Source organism: Streptomyces sp. NPDC001480 (assembly GCF_042894725.1).
In the GTDB taxonomy this organism is placed as follows: Bacteria; Actinomycetota; Actinomycetes; order Streptomycetales; family Streptomycetaceae; genus Streptomyces.
This window is the reverse complement of record NZ_JBIAVX010000028.1, coordinates 20,705-40,970: the sequence shown is the minus strand read 5'-3', so window position 1 is coordinate 40,970 and position 20,266 is coordinate 20,705. Positions and strand designations below refer to the sequence as shown.

The window sequence follows — 20,266 nt, the reverse complement described above, 5'->3', positions numbered from 1 at the left end:
CAGTGGACCGGCATGGCCCGCGAACTCCTCGCCGCCTCACCGGTGTTCGCCGCGCTCGTCGCCGACTGCGAACGCGCTCTCGCGCCCTACGTCGACTGGTCCCTGACCGCGGTCCTGCGCGGCGACGAGGACGCGGCCGACCTCGGCCGGGTCGACGTCGTCCAGCCCGCCCTGTGGGCCGTCATGGTCAGCCTCGCCGGGCTGTGGCGCTCCCTCGGCGTCACCCCGGCGGCCGTCGTCGGCCACTCGCAGGGCGAGATCGCCGCCGCCTGCGTCGCCGGGGCCCTCTCCCTCGACGACGGCGCCCGGACCGTCGCCCTGCGCAGCCGGGCCATCGTCGGCATCGCCGGCACCGGCGGCATGATGTCCGTACCGCTGGCCGCCGACGAGACCCGCGCCCGCATGAGTCCGTGGGACGGCCGCCTCGCGGTCGCCGCCGTCAACGGACCGGCCTCCGTGGTGGTGTCCGGCGAGGCCACCGCGCTCGACGAACTGTTCACCGCCCTCACCGAGGACGGTGTCCGCGCCCGCAAGGTCGCCGTCGACTACGGCTCCCACTCGCCGCAGGTCGAACCCATCCACGCCACCGTGCTCGACGCCCTCGCCGGCATCGAACCACGGTCGGCCGAGATCCCGTTCCGCTCCTCCCTCACCGGCCGGTGGCAGGACACCACCGAGCTCGGCCCCGAGTACTGGTACACCAACCTGCGCGAGACCGTACGGTTCGAGGAGGCCGTGCGCGGCCTGATCGCCGAGGGCCACCGCACCTTCATCGAGGTCGGCCCGCACCCCGTGCTCGCCGTCGGCCTGCGCGAGACCCTGGAGGACGCCGGCGTCGAGGGTGCCGTGCTCGGCTCCCTGCGCCGCGACAAGGGCGGACTCGACCAGTTCCTCACCTCGGTCGCCGAGGCCCACGTCCACGGCGTCGACATCGACTGGACGGCCGTCTTCGCCGGCACCGGCGCCCACCGCGTCGACGTGCCCACCTACCCCTTCCAGCAGCAGCGGTACTGGCCGAACGTACGGCAGCCCGACACCGCCGCCGACCTCGGCTCCCAGCCGGCCGACCCGGCCGAGGCCCGCTTCTGGGAGACCGTCGACCAGGCGGACCCGGAAGCGCTCGCCGACGCCCTCGACCTGCCCGTCGACGCGCCGCTGAGCGCCCTGCTGCCGGCCCTGGCGGACTGGCGCCGCACCAGCCGTGAACGCTCCACCACGGAGTCCTGGCGCTACGGCGTCGCATGGTCCCCGTTGACCGAGCACGCCATCGGCACCCTGTCCGGCACCTGGCTCGTCGTCGCCCCCGCCGACCCGGGCGGCCACAAAGAACTCGTCGACGCCGCCCGCCGGGCCCTGACCGGCGGCGGCGCCCGCGACACCCGCCTCGTCACCGTTCCCGACGGCGGCACCGACCGCGCCGCACTCGCCGCCCTCCTCACCGCCGCCCTGGGCACCGAGGACGACGCGACGGACGGCACGCCGGACGCCCCCGCCGTGGCGGGCGTGCTCTCCCTGCTCGCGCTCGACGAACGCCCGCACCCCGACCACCCGGCGGTCCCGCTCGGTCTCGCCGGCACCCTCGCGCTCGTCCAGGCCCTCGGCGACACGCACACCGACGCCCCGCTGTGGTGCGCCACCCGCGGCGCCGTCGCCGTCGGGGCCTCCGAAACCGTCACCGGCCCCACCCAGGCCCTCGTCTGGGGCCTCGGCAGGGTCGCCGCGCTGGAGCACTCCGAACGCTGGGGCGGCCTCGTCGACCTGCCCGCCGAACTCGACGGCCGGGCCGCCACCCGCCTGTGCGCCGTGCTCGCCGCTCCCGGCGAGGAGGACCAGATCGCCGTCCGGGCCTCCGGCGCCTTCGGCCGCCGCCTGGTCCACGCCGCCGCCCCCCTGACCACCACCCGCACCTGGCGCCCGCGCGGCACCGTCCTCGTCACCGGCGGCACCGGCGCCCTCGGCGGCCACCTCGCCCGCTGGCTCGTCGGACGCGGCGCCACCCACCTGGTCCTGGCCGGCCGCCGCGGCGCAGACGCCCCCGGCGCCGACGAACTCCGTACCGAACTGACCGCCCTCGGCGCCGACGTCACCCTCGCCGCCTGCGACGTCGCCGACCGGGACGCCCTGAGCGCCCTGCTGGCCTCGATCCCTGCCGACCGCCCCCTGGACGCCGTGTTCCACGCCGCCGGCTCCCTCGACGACGGTGTCGTCGACTCCCTGACCGCCGACCGCATGGACCCCGTCCTGCGCGGCAAGGCCACCGCCGCACTCCACCTCCACGAACTCACCCGGGAGACGGACCTGTCGGCGTTCGTCCTGTTCTCCTCCACCGCGGGCGTCCTCGGCGGCGCCGGTCTCGGCAACTACGCCCCCGGCAACGCCTTCCTCGACGCCCTCGCCCACCACCGGCGCGCCCAGGGCCTGCCCGCCACCGCCGTCGCCTGGGGCCTGTGGGCCGACGGCGGCATGGTCGGCGACGCCGCGGGCGACCGCATGCGCCGCTACGGCGTCCACCCCATGGACACCGGGCCCGCCTGCGACGCGCTGGGCCGGGCCCTCGACGGCGACGACACCGTCGTCACCGTCACCGACCTGCGCTGGGACACGTACGCGCTCGCCTTCACCGGACCCCGCCCCAGCCGCCTCCTCGACGAACTGCCCCAGGCCCGCCGCGCCCTGGACACGGCCCGCGCGCAGCAGCCGGACGCCCCCGCGGACGACTCCTCCCTGCGCGCCCACCTCGACCGGCTGCCCGACTACGAACGCGCCGACGCCGTCCTCGACGTCGTCCGCTCCTACGTCGCGAAGGTCCTCGGCTACCCGTCCGCCGAGGCGGTCGAACCCGGCCGCCCCTTCACCGACCTGGGCATCGACTCGCTCAGCGCCGTCGAACTGCGCAACGGCATGAACCGCGTCACCGGACTGCGCCTGCCCGCCACCCTCGTCTTCGACCACCCGACCTGCGACGCGCTCGCCGCCCACCTCCTGACCGAACTGACCGAATGGGCTGGACAGGAACAGCCGGTCACGGCGACCGCCGAGCCGGTCGCGCGGGCAGCGGACGACGAGCCGATCGCGATCGTCGCCATGGGCTGCCGCTTCCCGGGCGACGTGCACACGCCCGAACAGCTGTGGCGCATGCTGCTCGACGGCGGGGAAGGACTCGTGCCCTTCCCCGAGGACCGGGGCTGGGACCTCGACGCGCTGTACGACCCCGAGCCCGGAAAACCCGGCCGCGTCTCCACCCGCACCGGCGGCTTCCTGAGCGACGCCAGCGCCTTCGACCCGGCGTTCTTCAACATCTCGCCGCGCGAGGCCGTCGCGATGGACCCGCAGCAGCGGTTGCTGCTGGAGATGTCCTGGGAGACGTTCGAGCGGGCCGGCATCGACCCGAAGACCCTGCGCGGCAGCCGGACCGGCGTCTTCGCCGGCACCAACGGCCAGGACTACACCGGCATGCTGGCCGCTTCCGGGGAGGACTTCGAGGGCTACATGCTGACGGGCAACGCCGCCAGCGTCGTCTCCGGCCGCCTCTCCTACACCTTCGGCCTGGAGGGCCCGGCGGTCACCGTGGACACCGCGTGCTCGGCGTCCCTGGTGGCCCTGCACCTGGCCGTGCGGTCGCTGCGTTCGGGCGAGTGTGACCTCGCGCTGGCCGGCGGTGTCACCGTGATGGCCTCGCCCGGGTTGTTCGTGGACTTCAGCCGGCAGCGCGGACTGGCGGCGGACGGCCGCTGCAAGGCGTTCGCCGACGCCGCCGACGGCACCGGCTTCTCCGAGGGCGGCGGCATGCTGCTGGTGGAGCGGCTGTCCGACGCCCGCCGCAACGGCCACCCCGTCCTCGCCGTCGTACGCGGCTCCGCCGTCAACCAGGACGGCGCCTCCAACGGCCTGAGCGCTCCCAACGGCCCCTCCCAGCAACGGGTGATCCGTGCCGCGCTGGCCGACGCGGGCGTGGCGGCCGGCGAGGTCGACGTGGTCGAGGCGCACGGTACGGGGACCACACTGGGCGACCCGATCGAGGCCCAGGCCGTCATCGCCACCTACGGACAGGACCGCGAGCCCGACCGGCCCCTGTGGCTCGGCTCCGTGAAGTCGAACATCGGCCACACCCAGGCCGGGGCCGGTGTCGCCGGCGTCATCAAGATGGTGCTGGCGCTGCGCAACGGCGTACTGCCCGCCACCCTGCACGTGGACCAGCCGTCGTCGCACGTGGACTGGGCGGCGGGCGACGTCCGCCTGCTCACCGAGGCCGTCGACTGGCCCGAGACGGACCGCCCCCGCCGCGCGGGCGTGTCCTCCTTCGGCATCAGCGGCACCAACGCCCACCTGATCCTCGAGTCCGCCACCGTCGAGGAGGAGCCCGCCCCGGCCGACCCCGCCCCGGCCATCTCCCCGGACGGCCCGCTGCCCTGGGTCGTGACCGCCCGCAGCCGCACGGCCCTGCGGGCGCAGGCCGCCCAGCTCCTCGCCCATCTCCTGGACCGGCCGGAGGCGGCCTCCACCGATGTGGGCCTGTCCCTGGCGGCCCACCGCTCCGTCTTCGAACACCGCGCGGTCGTCCTCGGCACGGACCGCGACACCCTCGTACGAGGTCTGCAGGCGCTGTCCGACGACGAGCCGGACCCGTCCACGGTCACCGGTTCCGCCCGCGGCGAAGGCAAGGTCGCGTTCCTGTTCTCCGGTCAGGGAGCTCAACGGCTGGGGATGGGGCGAGAGTTGTATGACTCCTTCCCGGTGTTCGCGGAGGCCTTCGATGCGGTGTGCGCGCATCTGGACGGCGGGCTGCGGGAGGTGGTCTTCGGCACGGATCCGGAGCTGCTGAACCAGACGGCGTGGACGCAGCCGGCGCTGTTCGCGGTCGAGGTTGCCTTGTTCCGGCTGGTGGAGTCGTGGGGCGTGCGCCCGGACTTCCTGGTGGGGCACTCGGTCGGTGAGCTGGCGGCCGCACATGTGGCCGGGGTGCTGTCCCTCGAAGACGCCTGCCGTCTGGTGGCGGCGCGGGGCCGGTTGATGCAGCAACTGCCCGCAGGCGGCGCGATGTTCGCCGTCGAGGCCGCCGAAGAAGAGGTCGTCCCGCTGCTGACGGGTGAGGTGTCCGTCGCGGCGGTGAACGGGCCGCGGTCGGTGGTGGTCTCGGGTGCCGAGGCGGCGGCCTCGGCGGTCGCCGAGGAAATCGCGGCGCTGGGCCGTCGCACCTCCCGCCTGCGTGTCTCCCACGCCTTCCACTCGCCGCTGATGGAGCCGATGCTGGCCGAGTTCCGGGCGGTCGCCGGCAGTGTCACCTATAGCGCGCCCCGCATGGCGGTCGTGTCGAACCTGACCGGACAGGTCGCTGCCACGGGCGAGTTGGAGTCGGCGGAGTACTGGGTGCGGCACGTCCGGGAAGCGGTCCGGTTCGCCGACGGTGTCCGCGTGCTCGAAGAGCGCGGGGTCCGCCGCTTCCTGGAGATCGGCCCGGACGGCACGCTCACCGCGCTCGCCCAGTCCTGCGTCACGGGCGACAGCGGCGGCGAGCTGCTCTTCGTACCCACCCTCCGCAAGGACCGCCCCGAACGGGAGGCACTGCTCTCCGGGCTGGCCCGGGCGTTCGTCAAGGGCGTCGAGGCCGACTGGACCCGCGTCTTCGACGGCACCGGCGCACGGCCGGTCGAGCTGCCGACGTACGCCTTCCAGCGGCAGCGGTTCTGGCCCGGCCCGCCCGTCCTGCTGGGCGACGTGGGTTCGGCGGGCCTCGGCTCCACGGCCCACCCGCTGCTCGGCGCGGCCGTCGAACTGGCCGGCGGCGAGGCCCGGCTGTTCACCGGGCGGCTGTCGCTGCGCGGCCAGGCCTGGCTCGCGGACCACGCGCTCACCAGTACGGCGCTCTTCCCGGCCACCGGCTTCCTCGACCTGGCCCTGCACGCCGCCGAACACGTCGGCTGCGACCGGGTGGAGGAGCTGACGATCCTCACCCCGCTCACCCTTCCCGAGCGCGGCGCCGTACAGGTGCAACTGCACGTCGAGGAACCCGACGCGGCAGGCGCCCGCGCCCTCACCGTGCACTCCCGGGCGGAGGACGCCGGCCCCGAGCAGCCGTGGACGCTGCACGCCTCCGGTCTCCTCACGGCCGGCGCGACCGTGCCGGAAGCACCGCCGTACGACTTCGCCGTCTGGCCGCCCAGGGACGCCGAGGAGATACCGCTCGACGGCTTCTACGAGCGGTTCGCCGAGCGGGGCCACCTGTACGGGCCGCTCTTCCAGGGCCTGAAGTCGGTGTGGCTGCGCGGCGAGGAGGTCTTCGCGGAGGTCGCGCTGCCCGACGCCGCGGACCCGGCCGCCGACGCGTTCGACCTGCACCCGGCGCTCCTCGACGCCGCGCTGCACGCCGTGATGTTCGTGCCCATGAAGGACGCGGGCCGGCTGCCGTTCTCCTGGAACGGCGTCCACCTGGAAGCCGCCGGCGCCGGCGCGCTGCGGGTGCGGATGGTGCAGGAGGGCCCGGAGTCGGTCAGCCTGGCCCTCGCCGACACGGCCGGCCGGACGGTCGCCACGATCGGCTCGCTCACCCTGCGCGAACTCACCGGTGACCTCGGCGGCGCCACCATCGGCGCGGCCCGCCAGGAGGGCCTGTACGAACTCGACTGGGCGCCCGTGCCCGCGGGCCGGGCGGCGGCCCCGGGCGCGGACCTCACCCTGGTCGGCGGCGCCGAAGCGCGCACGCTGGCCGCGGAGCTGGAGCGAGCGGGCTCGCCGGTCCGGGTCTTCGCCGACCTGACCGCACTCGCCGCCTCGGACACCGAGGTCCCGGAGACGGTGCTGCTGACACTGCCCGCCGACCTGGCTGCCGCCGGCTTGCCCTCCGCGGGTCTGCCTGCCGCCGGTCTGGCTGTTGCCGCTGCTGGTTCCACTGCCGCCGGCCTGCCGGCCGCCGAGCCCGCGGGTCTGCCGGATGCCGGCCGTGGCGCTCTGCCCGGCGGCGCCGACCTGGCCGCCGCCGCCCGTGCCACCGCACACCACACCCTCGGCCTCGTCCAGCAGTGGCTCGACGAACCCCGGTTCGCGCACGCCCGGCTCGCCGTCGTCACCCGTGACGCCGTGCGGGTCGGCTCCCGGCCCGCCGACCCGGCCCGGGCCACCGCCTGGGGCCTGGTGCGCTCGGCCCGCTCCGAGAACCCCGGCCGGTTCGTCCTCGCCGACCTCGACACCGACCCCGCCTCCGCGGCCGCGCTGCCCACCGCCCTCGCCTCCGGCAGCCTCGAACTGGCCGTCCGGGAGGGCGCGGTGACCACACCGCGGATCATCCCGCTCGACCCGCGGCGCGCCCTCGCCGAGCCCGCGGGCGCCGACGCCTGGCGGCTCGGGGTCGAGGAGCGGGGCACCCTGGAGAGCCTGCGGCTCACCGCATGCCCCGAGGTGACCGGTCCCCTCGCGCCCCGCGAGGTCCGTATCTCGATGCGCGCCGCGGGCGTCAACTTCCGTGACGTCCTCACCGCCCTCGGCATGTACCCGGGCGACGCGACGGCGATCGGCCTGGAAGGCGCCGGCGTGGTGACCGAGGCCGGTGCCGACGTCACCTCCGTCGCCGTCGGCGACCGGGTCATGGGCATGTTCGCCGGAGCGTTCGGCCCCGTCGCCGTCGCCGACGAACGGATGGTCGTACGCGTCCCGCGCGGCTGGACCTTCGCGCAGGCCGCCACCGTGCCCATCGTCTACCTGACCGCGTACTACGGCCTCGTCGACCTCGGCGGCCTGCGTCCCGGCCAGTCCGTGCTGGTGCACGCCGCCGCCGGCGGGGTCGGCACGGCCGCCGTCCGCCTCGCCCGCCACCTGGGCGCCGAGGTGTTCGGCACCGCGAGCCCCGGCAAGTGGGACGCGCTGCGCGCCGCGGGTCTCGACGACGCCCACCTCGCCTCGTCCCGCGACCTCGGCTTCGAGAAGCTGTTCCTGGACACCACCGACGGCCGGGGCGTGGACGTCGTACTGGACTCGCTGGCCCGGGAGTTCGTGGACGCCTCGCTGCGGCTGCTGCCGCGCGGCGGGCGGTTCCTGGAGATGGGCAAGACCGACGTCCGCGATCCACGCCAGGTCGCCGTGGACCACCCGGGTGTCGCCTACCAGGCCTTCGACCTGGTCGAGGCCGGGCCCGACCGCATCGGCGAGATGCTGCGCGAACTGCTGGCCCTGTTCGAGGCCGGGGCGCTGCCGCCGCTGCCGATGACCACGTTCGACGTACGCCGGGCCCCCGACGCGTTCCGGTACCTCAGCCAGGCCCGGCACATCGGCAAGGTCGTCCTGACCCTGCCCACCGCCCCCGACCCGGACGGCACGGTTCTGATCACCGGCGGCACCGGCGGACTTGGCCGGATCACGGCCCGTCACCTGGTCGCCGACCACGGCCTGCGCCACCTCGTCCTGGCCGGCCGGCAGGGCCCCGACGCCCCGGGCGCCGACGAGCTCCGTACGGAACTGGCCGCCCTCGGCGCCGACGTCTCCATCGTCGCCTGCGACACCGCCGACCGCACCGCCCTGGCCGCGCTCCTCGCCTCCCTGCCCGAGGCGCACCCGCTGACCGCGGTGATCCACACCGCGGGCGTCCTGGCGGACGGGGTCATCTCCTCGATGACCCCGGAGCGCGTCGACCGGTCGATGCGGCCGAAGGCCGACGCCGTGGTCAACCTGCACGAGCTGACCCGTGACCTGGACCTCGCCCGCTTCGTGGTGTTCTCCTCCGTGGCCGGCACGTTCGGCGGCGCGGGACAGGCCAACTACTCGGCCGCCAACGCCTTCCTGGACGCGCTGGCGCACCACCGGCGCGACCTGGGGCTGCCGGCGACCTCCCTCGCCTGGGGCACCTGGCTGCCCACCGCCGGCATGACCGGCGAGCTCGGCCAGGCCGACCGCGACCGGCACGCCAGGACCGGCATGGTCCCGCTCGGCGCGGACCTGGGCATGCGGCTGCTCGACGCGGGCCCGGCCACCGACCGGGCGGTGCTGCTGCCGATGGACCTCGACCACGGCGCCCTGCGCGAACACGCCGACGTGCTGCCGCCGCTGCTGCGCGGCATGGTGAAGGCGCCCGCCCGCCGCCGCGCCGAGACGGCGGCCCCGGCCGGCGGGAGCACCGAGACCCTCGCGGAGCGGCTGGCCCCGCTGTCCGCCGCCGACCGCGAGCAGCTGCTGCTCGACGTGGTCGCCGAGCAGGCGGCGGCCGTCCTCGGCCACTCCTCGGCCGCCGGGATCGAGCCGGAGCAGACCTTCAAGGAACTCGGCTTCGACTCGCTCACCGCGGTGGAACTGCGCAACCGCCTGGGCGCCGTCACCGGTCTGCGGCTGCCGGCGACCCTCGTCTTCGACTATCCGACGCCCGCCGTCCAGGTCCGCCATCTGCTGACCGAGCTGGACCTGCCCGACGCCCCCGGCGGGGCGCAGAGCCTGCTCGGAGAGCTGGACCGGCTGGCCGCCGCGCTGGGCGGCACCGACGTCGACGACCCGGCCGACCGCGCCCGGGTGACCGACCGGCTGCGGGACCTGCTGGCCCGCTGGTCGGGCGCGGCGGTGGCGGTCTCCGGGACGGCGGCGCCGGACGAGTCCGAGGACGGCGAACTGGAATCGGTCGAGACCGCCGACGAGCTGTTCGACCTCATCGACAGGGAGCTGGGCACGCCCGGCCCGGGTCAAGGAAGTGACACACGTGGCTGACGACGGCAAGTACGTCGAATACCTCAAGCGGGTGACGGCAGAGCTGCGGCAGACCCGCCGTCAGCTTCAGGAGGTACAGGACAAGCAGCGCGAGCCCATCGCCATCGTCGCGATGAGCTGCCGCTTCCCCGGCGCGGTCGCCACCCCGGAGGAGTTGTGGCGGCTCGTCGACGAGGGCGGCGACGCCATCGGCCCGCTGCCCGCCGACCGCGGCTGGGACATCGAGGACCGCTTCGACCCCGACCCCGACAAACCGGGCACCTTCTCCACCCGCGAGGGCGGCTTCCTCGGGGACGCCGCCGCGTTCGACGCCGGCTTCTTCGGGATGAGCCCCCGTGAGGCGCTGGCCACCGACCCCCAGCAGCGGCTGCTCCTGGAGGCGTCCTGGGAACTGCTCGAACGGGCCGGAATTCCGCCCGCGACCCTGCGCGGCAGCGCCACCGGCGTCTTCGTCGGCGCCGCCACCTCCGGTTACGGCCAGGGCCCGGTGGAGGTGCCCGAGGACGTGCACGGGCTGATGCTCGCGGGCAACGCCACCTCCGTCGCCTCCGGCCGCATCTCCTACGTCCTGGGCCTGGAGGGGCCGACCGTCACCGTCGACACCGCCTGCTCCTCCTCCCTGGTCGCGCTGCACTGGGCCGTGCAGGCGCTGCGGTCGGGGGAGTGCGACCTCGCGCTGGCCGGCGGTGTGGCCGTCATGGCGACCCCCGGACTGCTCTTCGAGTTCAGCCGGCAGCGGGGTCTCGCCCCCGACGGCCGCTGCAAGGCGTTCTCCGACGACGCCGACGGCACCGGCTGGTCCGAGGGCGTCGGCATGCTCCTGGTGGAGCGCCTGTCCGACGCCCGCCGCAACGGCCACCCCGTCCTCGCCGTCGTCCGGGGCAGCGCCGTCAACTCCGACGGCGCGTCCAACGGACTGACCGCGCCCAACGGCCCCGCCCAGCAGCGCGTCATCGAGCAGGCGCTCGCCAACGCCGAGCTGGGCGCCGCCGACATCGACGCCGTGGACGCCCACGGCACCGGAACCTCACTGGGCGACCCGATCGAGGCGCAGGCCCTGCTCGCCACGTACGGCCGCGCCAAGGACGAGGCCCACCCGCTGCTGCTCGGCTCCCTGAAGTCCAACCTCGGCCACACCCAGGCCGCCGCCGGCGTCGCCAGCGTCATCAAGATGGTCATGGCGCTGCGCCACGGCCGCCTCCCGCGCACCCTGCACATCACCGAGCCCTCGACCCACGTCGACTGGTCGGCGGGCAACGTCCGCCTGCTGACCGAGCCCACCGCCTGGCCGGACACCGGGGACCGGCCGCGCCGCGCCGCCGTGTCCTCCTTCGGCATCAGCGGCACCAACGCCCACACCATCCTGGAGTCGGCCCCGGCGGAGGGCCCGGTGGAGGCCCCGGCGGAGGGTCCGGCGGAGGGTCCGGCGGAGGGTCCGGCGGAGGGCCCGGCGGACGTCCTGACCGATGTCCCGGCCGGTTCTCAGACCGGTTCCCCGGCGGACACCGCGGCCGGTACCCAGGCGGGTTCCCCGGCGGGCACTGCGGCGGGTTCCCCGCCCGGTACTCCGGCGGGTCCCCCGGCCGCCCTCGCCGCCCCGCCGGTCGCATCGCCGATTGCCCCGCCGGTCGCCACGCCGGTCGTCCCGTGGATCGTCTCCGCCCGCAGCGCCGCCGCCCTGCGCGGCCAGGCCGCCCGGCTGCACGCCCACGTCGAGGAGCACCCCGGGCTCGACGCCGCCGACGTCGCCCGCGCCCTGCGCACCACCCGCCAGCTGTTCGAACACCGGGCGGTCGTGCTCGCCGAGGACCGCGCCGCCGCCCTGAGCGGCCTCGCCCGGCTCGCCGACGAGGACCCCGACGCGCCCCCCGCGCCGTCCGTCGTCACCGGCCGCGTGCTGCGCGGCGCCACCGCCTTCCTCTTCTCCGGACAGGGCTCCCAGCGCATCGGCATGGGCCGGGAGCTGTACGCGGAGTTCCCCGCCTTCGCCACCGCCTTCGACGAGGTCTGCCGCCACCTCGACGCCGCCCTCGGCCTGCCCCTGAAGGCCGTCGTGTTCGACGGCGCCGAGGGCCCCGACGCCCTGGACCGCACCGACCTCACGCAGCCCGCCCTGTTCGCCGTGGAAGTCGCCCTGTACCGGCTGCTGGAGTCCTGGGGCGTCAGGCCCAAGTACCTCCTCGGGCACTCCCTGGGCGAACTGTCCGCCGCGCACGTCGCGGGCGTCTGGACGTTGCCCGACGCCTGCCGCCTGGTCGCGGCCCGCGGCCGCATCATGCGGGCGCTGCCGCCCGGCGGCGCCATGATCTCCGTCGAGGCGACCGAGGACGAGGTCGCGCCGCTCATCGCCGCACACGGCGACGCCGTGAGCGTCGCCGCCGTCAACGGCCCCCGTTCCCTGGTGCTGTCCGGCGACGAGGAGGCCGTGGAGGAGGTCGCCGAGCGGCTGCGCGCCCGGCAGCGCCGCACCAGGCGGCTGCGCGTCGACCACGCCTTCCACAGCGCCCGGATGGACGCCGCCCTCGACGAGTTCCGTGCCGTGGCCGAGAGCGTCACGTACCACGAACCGCGGATCACCGTCGTCTCCGACCTGACCGGCGAGCCCGCCACCGCCGCCGAACTCCGCTCGCCCGACTACTGGGTGCGCCACCTGCGCCGGCCCGTGCGGTTCGCCGACGGCGTCGCCTGGCTCGCCGCGCACGGCGTCAGCCGGTTCCTGGAGCTCGGGCCCGACACCACGCTGACCGCGCTCGCCCGGACCTGCCTGCCCGACGACACCACCGAGCGGATCTGCCTCCCGTCCCTCCGCAAGGACCGGCCCGAGGCCCCCACGCTGCTGGCGGCGGCGGCCGGACTCTTCGCGCACGGCGCCACCGTGGACTGGGCGCACTTCCTGGGCGCCCCCGGCACGGCCCGCGTCGACCTGCCCACGTACGCCTTCCAGCGCGAGAACTACTGGCTGCGCATGAGCGCCGGCGGGGCCGGTGACCTCACGGGCGCGGGACTCGGCACCGCGGGGCACCCGCTGCTGAGCGCCGTCGTACGCGTCGCCGACGACGACCGGATCCTGCTCACCGGGCTGCTCTCGGTACGCTCCCAGCCCTGGCTCGCCGACCACACCGTCTCCGGCGCGGTCCTGCTGCCCGGCACGGCCTTCACCGAACTAGCCCTGCGCGCGGGCGACGAGGCCGGCTGCGACCTGCTGGAGGAACTGACCCTCGAGGCCCCCCTCGTCCTGCCGGCGAAGGGAGCGGTGCAGCTCCAGCTCGTCATCGCCGCCCCCGACGACTCCGGCCGCCGCACGCTGACCGTGCACGCCCGCCCCGAGGCCGGCGACGACACCGACGCGCCGTGGACCCGGCACGCCTCCGCGACCCTGGCCGCCCGGCCGGCCGAGCCCGCCTTCGACCTGGCCGCCTGGCCGCCGCCCGGCGCCCGGGCCGTCCCCCTCGACGGCTTCTACGCCGCCCTCGCGGACACCGGCTACCAGTACGGCCCCGTGTTCCAGGGGCTCAAGGCCGTCTGGCGGACCGGCGGTGCCTGGTACGCCGAGGTGGCGCTGCCCGAGGACCAGCACAAGGAGGCGGCCCGCTACGGACTGCACCCCGCGCTGCTGGACGCCGCCCTGCACGCCCAACTCGCCGGTCCCGCCGGCACGGACGGTCCCGGCGGGGTCGGTCTGCCGTTCTCCTGGAGCGGTGTCCGGCTGCACGCGGTCGGCGCCACCAGCCTGCGGGTACGGATCGAACCGGCGGGCGCCGGCGGTGTCGCCCTGCGCATCGCCGACGCCGAGGGCCGCCCCGTCGCCACCGTCGACACCCTGGTCTCCCGGTCCGTGTCCGCGGACAGCCTGCGCGGTGCCGCCGCCCCGGCCGCCGGCGCCCTCCACCGGGTCCGGTGGAGCCCCGTCGAACCCCCCTCGCCGGCCCCGGCCGGCCGCTGGTACGTGGCGGAGGGCGACGACACCGGCCTCGACGCCGCCTGGCCCCGCGTGACCGGACCCGGCGACCTCGCCGACGGCGCCGACGCCGTACTGCTGCCGTGCCCGGCGGCCGGGCCCGACGACCTCGGCACCGTCGCCGCGCACGTCCTGCGGGCCGTGCGGACCTGGCTCGCCGACGAACGCACCGCCGACGCCCGCCTCGTGGTCCTCACCCGGAGTGCCGTCGCCGCCCGCGACGGCGAGGACGTGCCGGGACTGGCCGCCGCCGCGGCCTGGGGCCTGGTCCGCTCCGCCCAGACGGAGAACCCGGGCCGCCTCGTCCTCCTCGACCTCGGCACCGATGCCCTGTCGCCGGCCACCCTGGCCGCCGCCCTCGCCACGGGTGAACCCCAACTCGCCCTCCGGCAAGGCGACCTGCTGTCACCACGACTCACCCCCGTGTCCCCGGCGCGCCCTGGGGCGGGCGGGGCCGAGGGGGGTGCGGATCCTGCGGCGGGCACAGCCGACGGCACCCGCCCCGAGCCGACCGCGGGTGAGGGGGCGGATCTGGCGACGCACGCGGCCGACACCCGTCCCGCGCAAGGCGCGGCCGACACCTCCCGTGCCGCCGGCGACCCGGCCCACAGCGCCCCGCGCACCATGGACACCGCCGGCGGCACTCCCGCCGACCCGCCGGACCGTCCCGCCGCCCCCTGGGACCCCCGGGGCACCGTCCTGATCACGGGCGGCACCGGATACCTGGGCGGTCTCGTCGCCCGGCACCTCGTGACCCGGCACGGTGTGCGCGGCCTCGTCCTCGCCTCACGGCGAGGGCCCGACGCCCCCGGCGCCGACGAACTCCGTACCGAACTGGCGGCACGGGGCGCGCAGGTGACCGTCGAGGCATGCGACACCGCCGACCCCGACGCGCTCGCCGCCCTCCTCGCCCGGATCCCCGCCGAGCGCCCCCTGCGGGGTGTCGTGCACACCGCCGGCCTGCTCGACGACGGCATCCTCACCTCGCTCACGCCCGAGCGGCTGGACGCCGTCCTGCGGGCGAAGGCCGGCTCCGCGCTGGCCCTGCACCACGCGACCCGGGACGCCGACCTGACCGCGTTCGTGCTGTTCTCCTCCGCCGCCGGCCTGCTCGGCGGTGCGGGACAGGCCAACTACGCGGCCGCGAACACCGTGCTCGACGCCCTCGCCCAGCACCGCCGGGCCCAGGGCCTGCCCGCGACCTCGCTCGCCTGGACCCTGTGGGCCGGCGCCGACGGCATGACCGGCGGGCTGAGCGAGGACGACGTCAAGCGCATCGCCGCCTCCGGTCTCCCCGCGATCACCGCCGAGCAGGGCCTGGACCTCCTCGACGACGCCCTGACGACCGACGAGCCGCTGCTCGCCCCGCTCAGGCTGGACCCGGCCGCCCTGCGCACCGCCGCGGCCGCCGGCCGGCTGCCCGTGCTGCTGCGCGGCCTCGTGCGGACCCCGGCCAGGCGTACCGTCCAGGCGAACGCCGGCGACGCGCCCCGGCTGGCCGCCCGGCTGGCCGGCCTGGAACCGGCCGAACAGGAACGGCTCCTGCTCGACCTGGTCCGCCGGCACGCGGCCACCGCCCTCGGCCACGGCACGGCCGGCGCGGTCGGCGCCGACCAGTCCTTCCGCGACCTCGGCTTCGACTCCCTCACCTCGGTCGAACTGCGCAACCGGCTGGGTGCCGAGACCGGACTGCGGCTGCCCGCCACGCTCGTCTTCGACCACCCCCGGCCCACCGCCCTCGCCCGCCACCTGCGTGAGCAACTCGGCGGGGACACCGCGCGCACGGACACCGCCGCCCCGTCCGCCGTGGACGACGACCCCGTCGTCATCGTCGGCATGGCCTGCCAGTACCCCGGCGGCGTCACCTCACCCGAGGACCTGTGGCGGTTCGTCGCCGAGGGCGGCGACGCCATCTCCGCGTTCCCCACCGACCGCGGCTGGGACCTGGAGCGCCTGCCCGGCCTCCAGGCCGGATTCCTGTACGGCGCCACCCACTTCGACGCCGCCCTGTTCGGTATCTCACCCCGTGAGGCCCTGGCGATGGACCCGCAGCAGCGGCTGCTGCTGGAGTCCTCCTGGGAGGTCTTCGAACGGGCCGGGATCGATCCGCTGTCCCTGCGCGGCAGCCGCACCGGCGTGTTCGTCGGCGCCATGGGCTCCGGATACGCCTCCGGGCTCGCCGACATCCCCGAGGGCATGGAGGGTTACATCGGCCTCGGCGTCTCCGGCAGCGTCATCTCCGGCCGCGTCGCCTACACCTTCGGCCTCGAAGGCCCCACCATGACCGTCGACACCGCCTGTTCCTCGGCACTCGTCGCCGTCCACCTGGCCGCCCACGCCCTGCGCTCCGGCGAATGCGGCATGGCACTGGCCGGCGGCGTCACCGTCATGGCCACCCCCGGCACCTACACCGAGTTCACCGCGCAGAACGGTCTCGCCGCGGACGGCCGCTGCAAGGCCTTCGCCGCCTCCGCCGACGGCACCAGCTTCTCCGAGGGCGTCGGCGTCCTGCTCCTCGAACGTCTCTCGGACGCCGAACGCAACGGCCACCCCGTGCTGGCCGTCGTACGCGGCTCGGCCACCAACCAGGACGGCGCCTCCAACGGCCTCACCGCACCCAACGGCCCCTCCCAGGAACGGGTCATCCGCCAGGCCCTCGCCGCCGCCGGCCTGTCCCCGGCGGACGTGGACGCCGTCGAGGCGCACGGCACCGGCACCACCCTCGGCGACCCCATCGAGGCCCGCGCCCTGTTCGCCACGTACGGGCAGGACCGGCCCGCGGACCGGCCGCTGCTGCTCGGCTCAGCCAAGTCCAACTTCGGACACACCCAGGCCGCGGCGGGCGCCGCCGGAGTCATCAAGATGGTCATGGCGATGCGCCACGGCGAACTGCCCCGCACCCTCCACGTCGACGAACCCTCCGGGCACATCGACTGGTCCAGCGGAGCCGTCGAACTGCTCACCGAGCCCCGCACCTGGCCGGCCGACACCGCTCGGCCCCGCCGGGCCGGCGTGTCCTCCTTCGGCATCAGCGGCAGCAACGCGCACGTCGTCCTGGAGGAGCCGCCCGCGCCCCGGCGCGCCCCCGAGCGGCCCGAACCCGCCGCGCAGCCGCGAGCGTTCACCGTCTCCGGGCACACCCCGGACGCCCTGCGCGCCCAGGCGGCCCGGCTGCGCGCCCATCTGCTCGCCCACCCCGACACCGATCCGCGCGACCTCGCGCACTCCCTGGCCGCCGGCCGGCACGCCCTCGACCACCGCGCCGTGGTGGTCGCCGGCGACCGCCCGGAACTGCTCGCCGCGCTCACCGCCGTCGCACAGGGCACCGACGCCACGGGCGTCGCCACGGGCGTCGCCGGCACCGGCGGCAGGACCGCGTTCCTGTTCAGCGGCCAGGGCGCCCAGCGCCCCGGCATGGGCCGTGGCCTGTACGAGGCCCACCCCGCGTACGCCGAGACGTTCGACGCGGTCTGCGCCGAACTCGACCGGCACCTCGACGGACCGCCGCTGCGCGAGGTGGTCTTCAGCGCGGAGGGCTCGCCCGAGGCCGATCTTCTCGGCCGGACCGCCTACACCCAGGCCGCGCTGTTCGCCGTCGGCACCGCCGCCCACGCCCTCGTCCGGTCCTGGGGAGCCCGCCCCGACGCCCTCATGGGCCACTCCATCGGCGAACTGACGGCCGCGCACGTCGGGGGTGTCCTCTCGCTGCCGGACGCCTGCGCCCTCGTGGCCGCCCGTGGTCGGCTGATGCAGGCCCTGCCCGAGGGCGGCGCGATGACCGCCGTGGAGGCCACCGAGGAGGAGGTACGCCCGTTCCTCGACGGCCGCACGGACCGCGTCTCCATCGCCGCCCTCAACGGCCCCACGTCCCTCGTGCTCTCCGGAGACGCCGACGAAGTGGAGCGGATCGCCGCCGACTTCGCCGACCGCGGCCGCAAGACCAGGCGCCTGCGGGTCAGCCACGCCTTCCACTCCCCCCGCATGGACGCGATGCTCACCGAGTTCGAACAGATCGCGGCCCAGGTCACCTACGCCCCGCCGGCCGTGCCGGTCGTCTCCAACGTCACCGGGCGCCTCGCCGAGGGCGACGAACTGCGCTCGGCGGCCTACTGGACACGGCACGTGCGGGAAGCGGTCCGCTTCGGCGACGGCGTACGCGCCCTGGAGGAACTCGGCGTCACCACGTACCTCGAACTGGGCCCCGACGCCACGCTGACCGCGCTGGTCCTCGACGCCACCACCGCCCCGGAGGCCGCCGCCGTACCGCTGATGCGACGCGAGGCGGACGAGCGCCGCTCCGCCCTGCTCGCCGCGGCCCGGCTGCACGCCCGCGGCGCCGAGACCGACCTGACCCGGCTGCACAGCCCCGAAGCACGCCGCACCACGCTGCCCACGTACGCCTTCCAGCGCGAGCGCTACTGGCTCGAGTCGTCCGCGCCGGCCGCCGCACCCGCGGAGGACACCGGGTTCTGGGACCTCGTCGAGCAGGCCGGCCCGCAGGAGCTGGCGGACCGCCTCGGCCTCGACGAGGGCGCCCCGCTCAGCGACGTGCTGCCGGCCCTCTCGGCCTGGCGCCGGGAACGCCGGCAGACCTCCGAGGCGGAGGGCTGGGAGCACCGCGTGGTCTGGAAGCCCGCCGCCGAAGAGGCCGCCGCCCTCACCGGAACGTGGCTGCTGCCCGTCCCCGCCGCCCTGGCGGACGGCCCCTGGGCCGCCTCGGTCGCCGCCGCCCTCGGCGCGCACGGCGCCCGCGCGGTGACCGTACCGGTCGACTGCGCGTCGGCCGACCGCACCGTCCTGGCCGGGCAGCTCGCCGCGGCCCGCGACACGGCGGACGCGTCCGGGACACTCGGCGGCGTCCTCTCGCTGCTGGCGGCCGACACCCGGCCGCTGCCCGGCCACCCCTCCACCCCGAGCGGTCTCGCCGCCACCGCCGCACTGGTGCAGGCGCTCTCCGAGGACGCGGCGGGCGCCGACGCCGGCGCGGCCCCGGCACCCCTGTGGTGCCTGACCGCCGGCGCCGTCGGCGTCCACGCCCAGGAGGCGCCCGAGTCGCCCGAACAGGCCGCCGTCTGGGGCTTCGGCCGCACCGCGGCCCTGGAGTACCCGCGGAGCTGGGGCGGACTGGTCGACGTCCCCGCCGGCACCGGCACGCCTCTGGCCGAGGACGTCGCCCGCCGCCTGTGCGCGGTCCTCGCCGGCCGGGACGGCGAGGACCAGGTCGCGGTACGCGGCTCCGGCACCTTCCTGCGGCGCCTGGAGCGGGTACCGGGGACCGCGGCCGTGCCGGCCGGGCCGGACTGGCACGGCACCGTCCTGCTCACCGGCGCCACCGGTGCCCTCGGGGTACGCACCGCCGCCTGGCTCGCCGAACAGGGCGCCGACCGGGTGCTGGCGGTCAGCCGCTCCGGCGCGGGTGCCGGGGGCGCGGCCCGACTGAAGGCCGCCCTGGACGGCTCCGGCACCGAGCTCGTCGTCGCCGCCTGCGACGTCGCCGACCGCGACGCGCTGGCCGCCCTGCTGGCCGAGCACCCGGTGGACGCCGTGGTGCACACCGCGGGGGTGCTCGACGACCGGCTCATCGACACGCTGACGCCCGAGAGCCTGGAGACCGTGCTGCGCCCCAAGCTGGCCGCCGCCCGCAACCTCCACGAACTCACCCGCGACCGCGACCTGTCCGCCTTCGTCCTGTTCGCCTCGGTGTCCGGCACCCTCGGCACGATCGGCCAGGCCAACTACGCCGCCGCCAACGCCTTCCTGGACACCCTGGCCGAGCGGCGCCGGGCCGACGGACTGCCCGCCACCTCCGTGGCCTGGGGCCCGTGGGCCGGCGGCGGCATGGCCGCGCAGAACACCGCGACCGAACAGCGCATGCGGCGCGGCGGCATGAACCCGCTGGACCCGGACCGGGCCCCGCAGGCCATCGGCCGGGCCGTCGCCCGCCCGGACGCGACGGTGGCCGTCGCCGACGTCGACTGGGCACGCTTCGCGGCAGGGTTCACCTCGGCCCGGCGCAGCCCGCTCCTGTCCGGCCTGCCGGAGGTCCGCGACCTGGCGGCCGCCCGCCCGGCGGACGCGGGCGAGGAGGACACCGCCGGGGCACTGCGCTCCCGGCTGGCCGGGCAGACCGCCGCCGAGCAGGAGCGCACGCTCCTCACCCTGGTGCGCACCCAGGTCGCCGGGGTCCTCGGGCACGCCTCCACCGACAAGGTCGGCGCCACCCAGGCCTTCAACGCCCTCGGTTTCGACTCCCTGACAGCCGTCGAACTACGCAACCGGCTCGGCACCGTCACCGGCCTCGCGCTGCCCGCCACGCTGCTGTTCGACCAGCCCAACGCGGCGGCCCTCGCCGGCTACCTGCGCGGCAGGCTCACCGACGGCGTGGCCGGCGCCGGCCGGACGCTGGCCGAACTCGACCGGCTGGAAGCGGCGTTGACGGACCTGCCGGACGACGACTCCCAGCGCGAACGGATCGGCGCACGGCTGCGCTCCCTGCTCGCCCGCTTCGGCGGCGCGGACCGGGCCGCGGTGACCACGGCCACGGCGGCGGACGACGTCACCGACCGGATCAACTCCGCCGCGGCGGACGAGATCTTCGACTTCATCGAGAACGATCTTGGAATCTCCTGA

At 76.1% G+C, this 20,266-nt stretch carries 2 protein-coding genes (1 of these 2 only partly in view); both read left to right on the top strand.

Features of this window, described 5'->3' with window-relative positions:
* Positions 1-9,678 carry the 3' portion of a type I polyketide synthase gene (locus ACFY01_RS42255; RefSeq protein ID WP_390741079.1) on the top strand. 14,739 nt of this gene lie to the left of the window's left edge, so only the last 9,678 of its 24,417 coding nucleotides appear in the window; the start codon falls outside the window, past its left edge; the stop codon is at positions 9,676-9,678.
* Positions 9,671-20,266 (top strand): type I polyketide synthase, encoded by a 10,596-nt coding sequence (locus ACFY01_RS42250; protein ID WP_390741078.1) that lies wholly within the window; start codon positions 9,671-9,673, stop codon positions 20,264-20,266. The genes ACFY01_RS42255 and ACFY01_RS42250 overlap by 8 nt, the downstream gene beginning before the upstream one ends.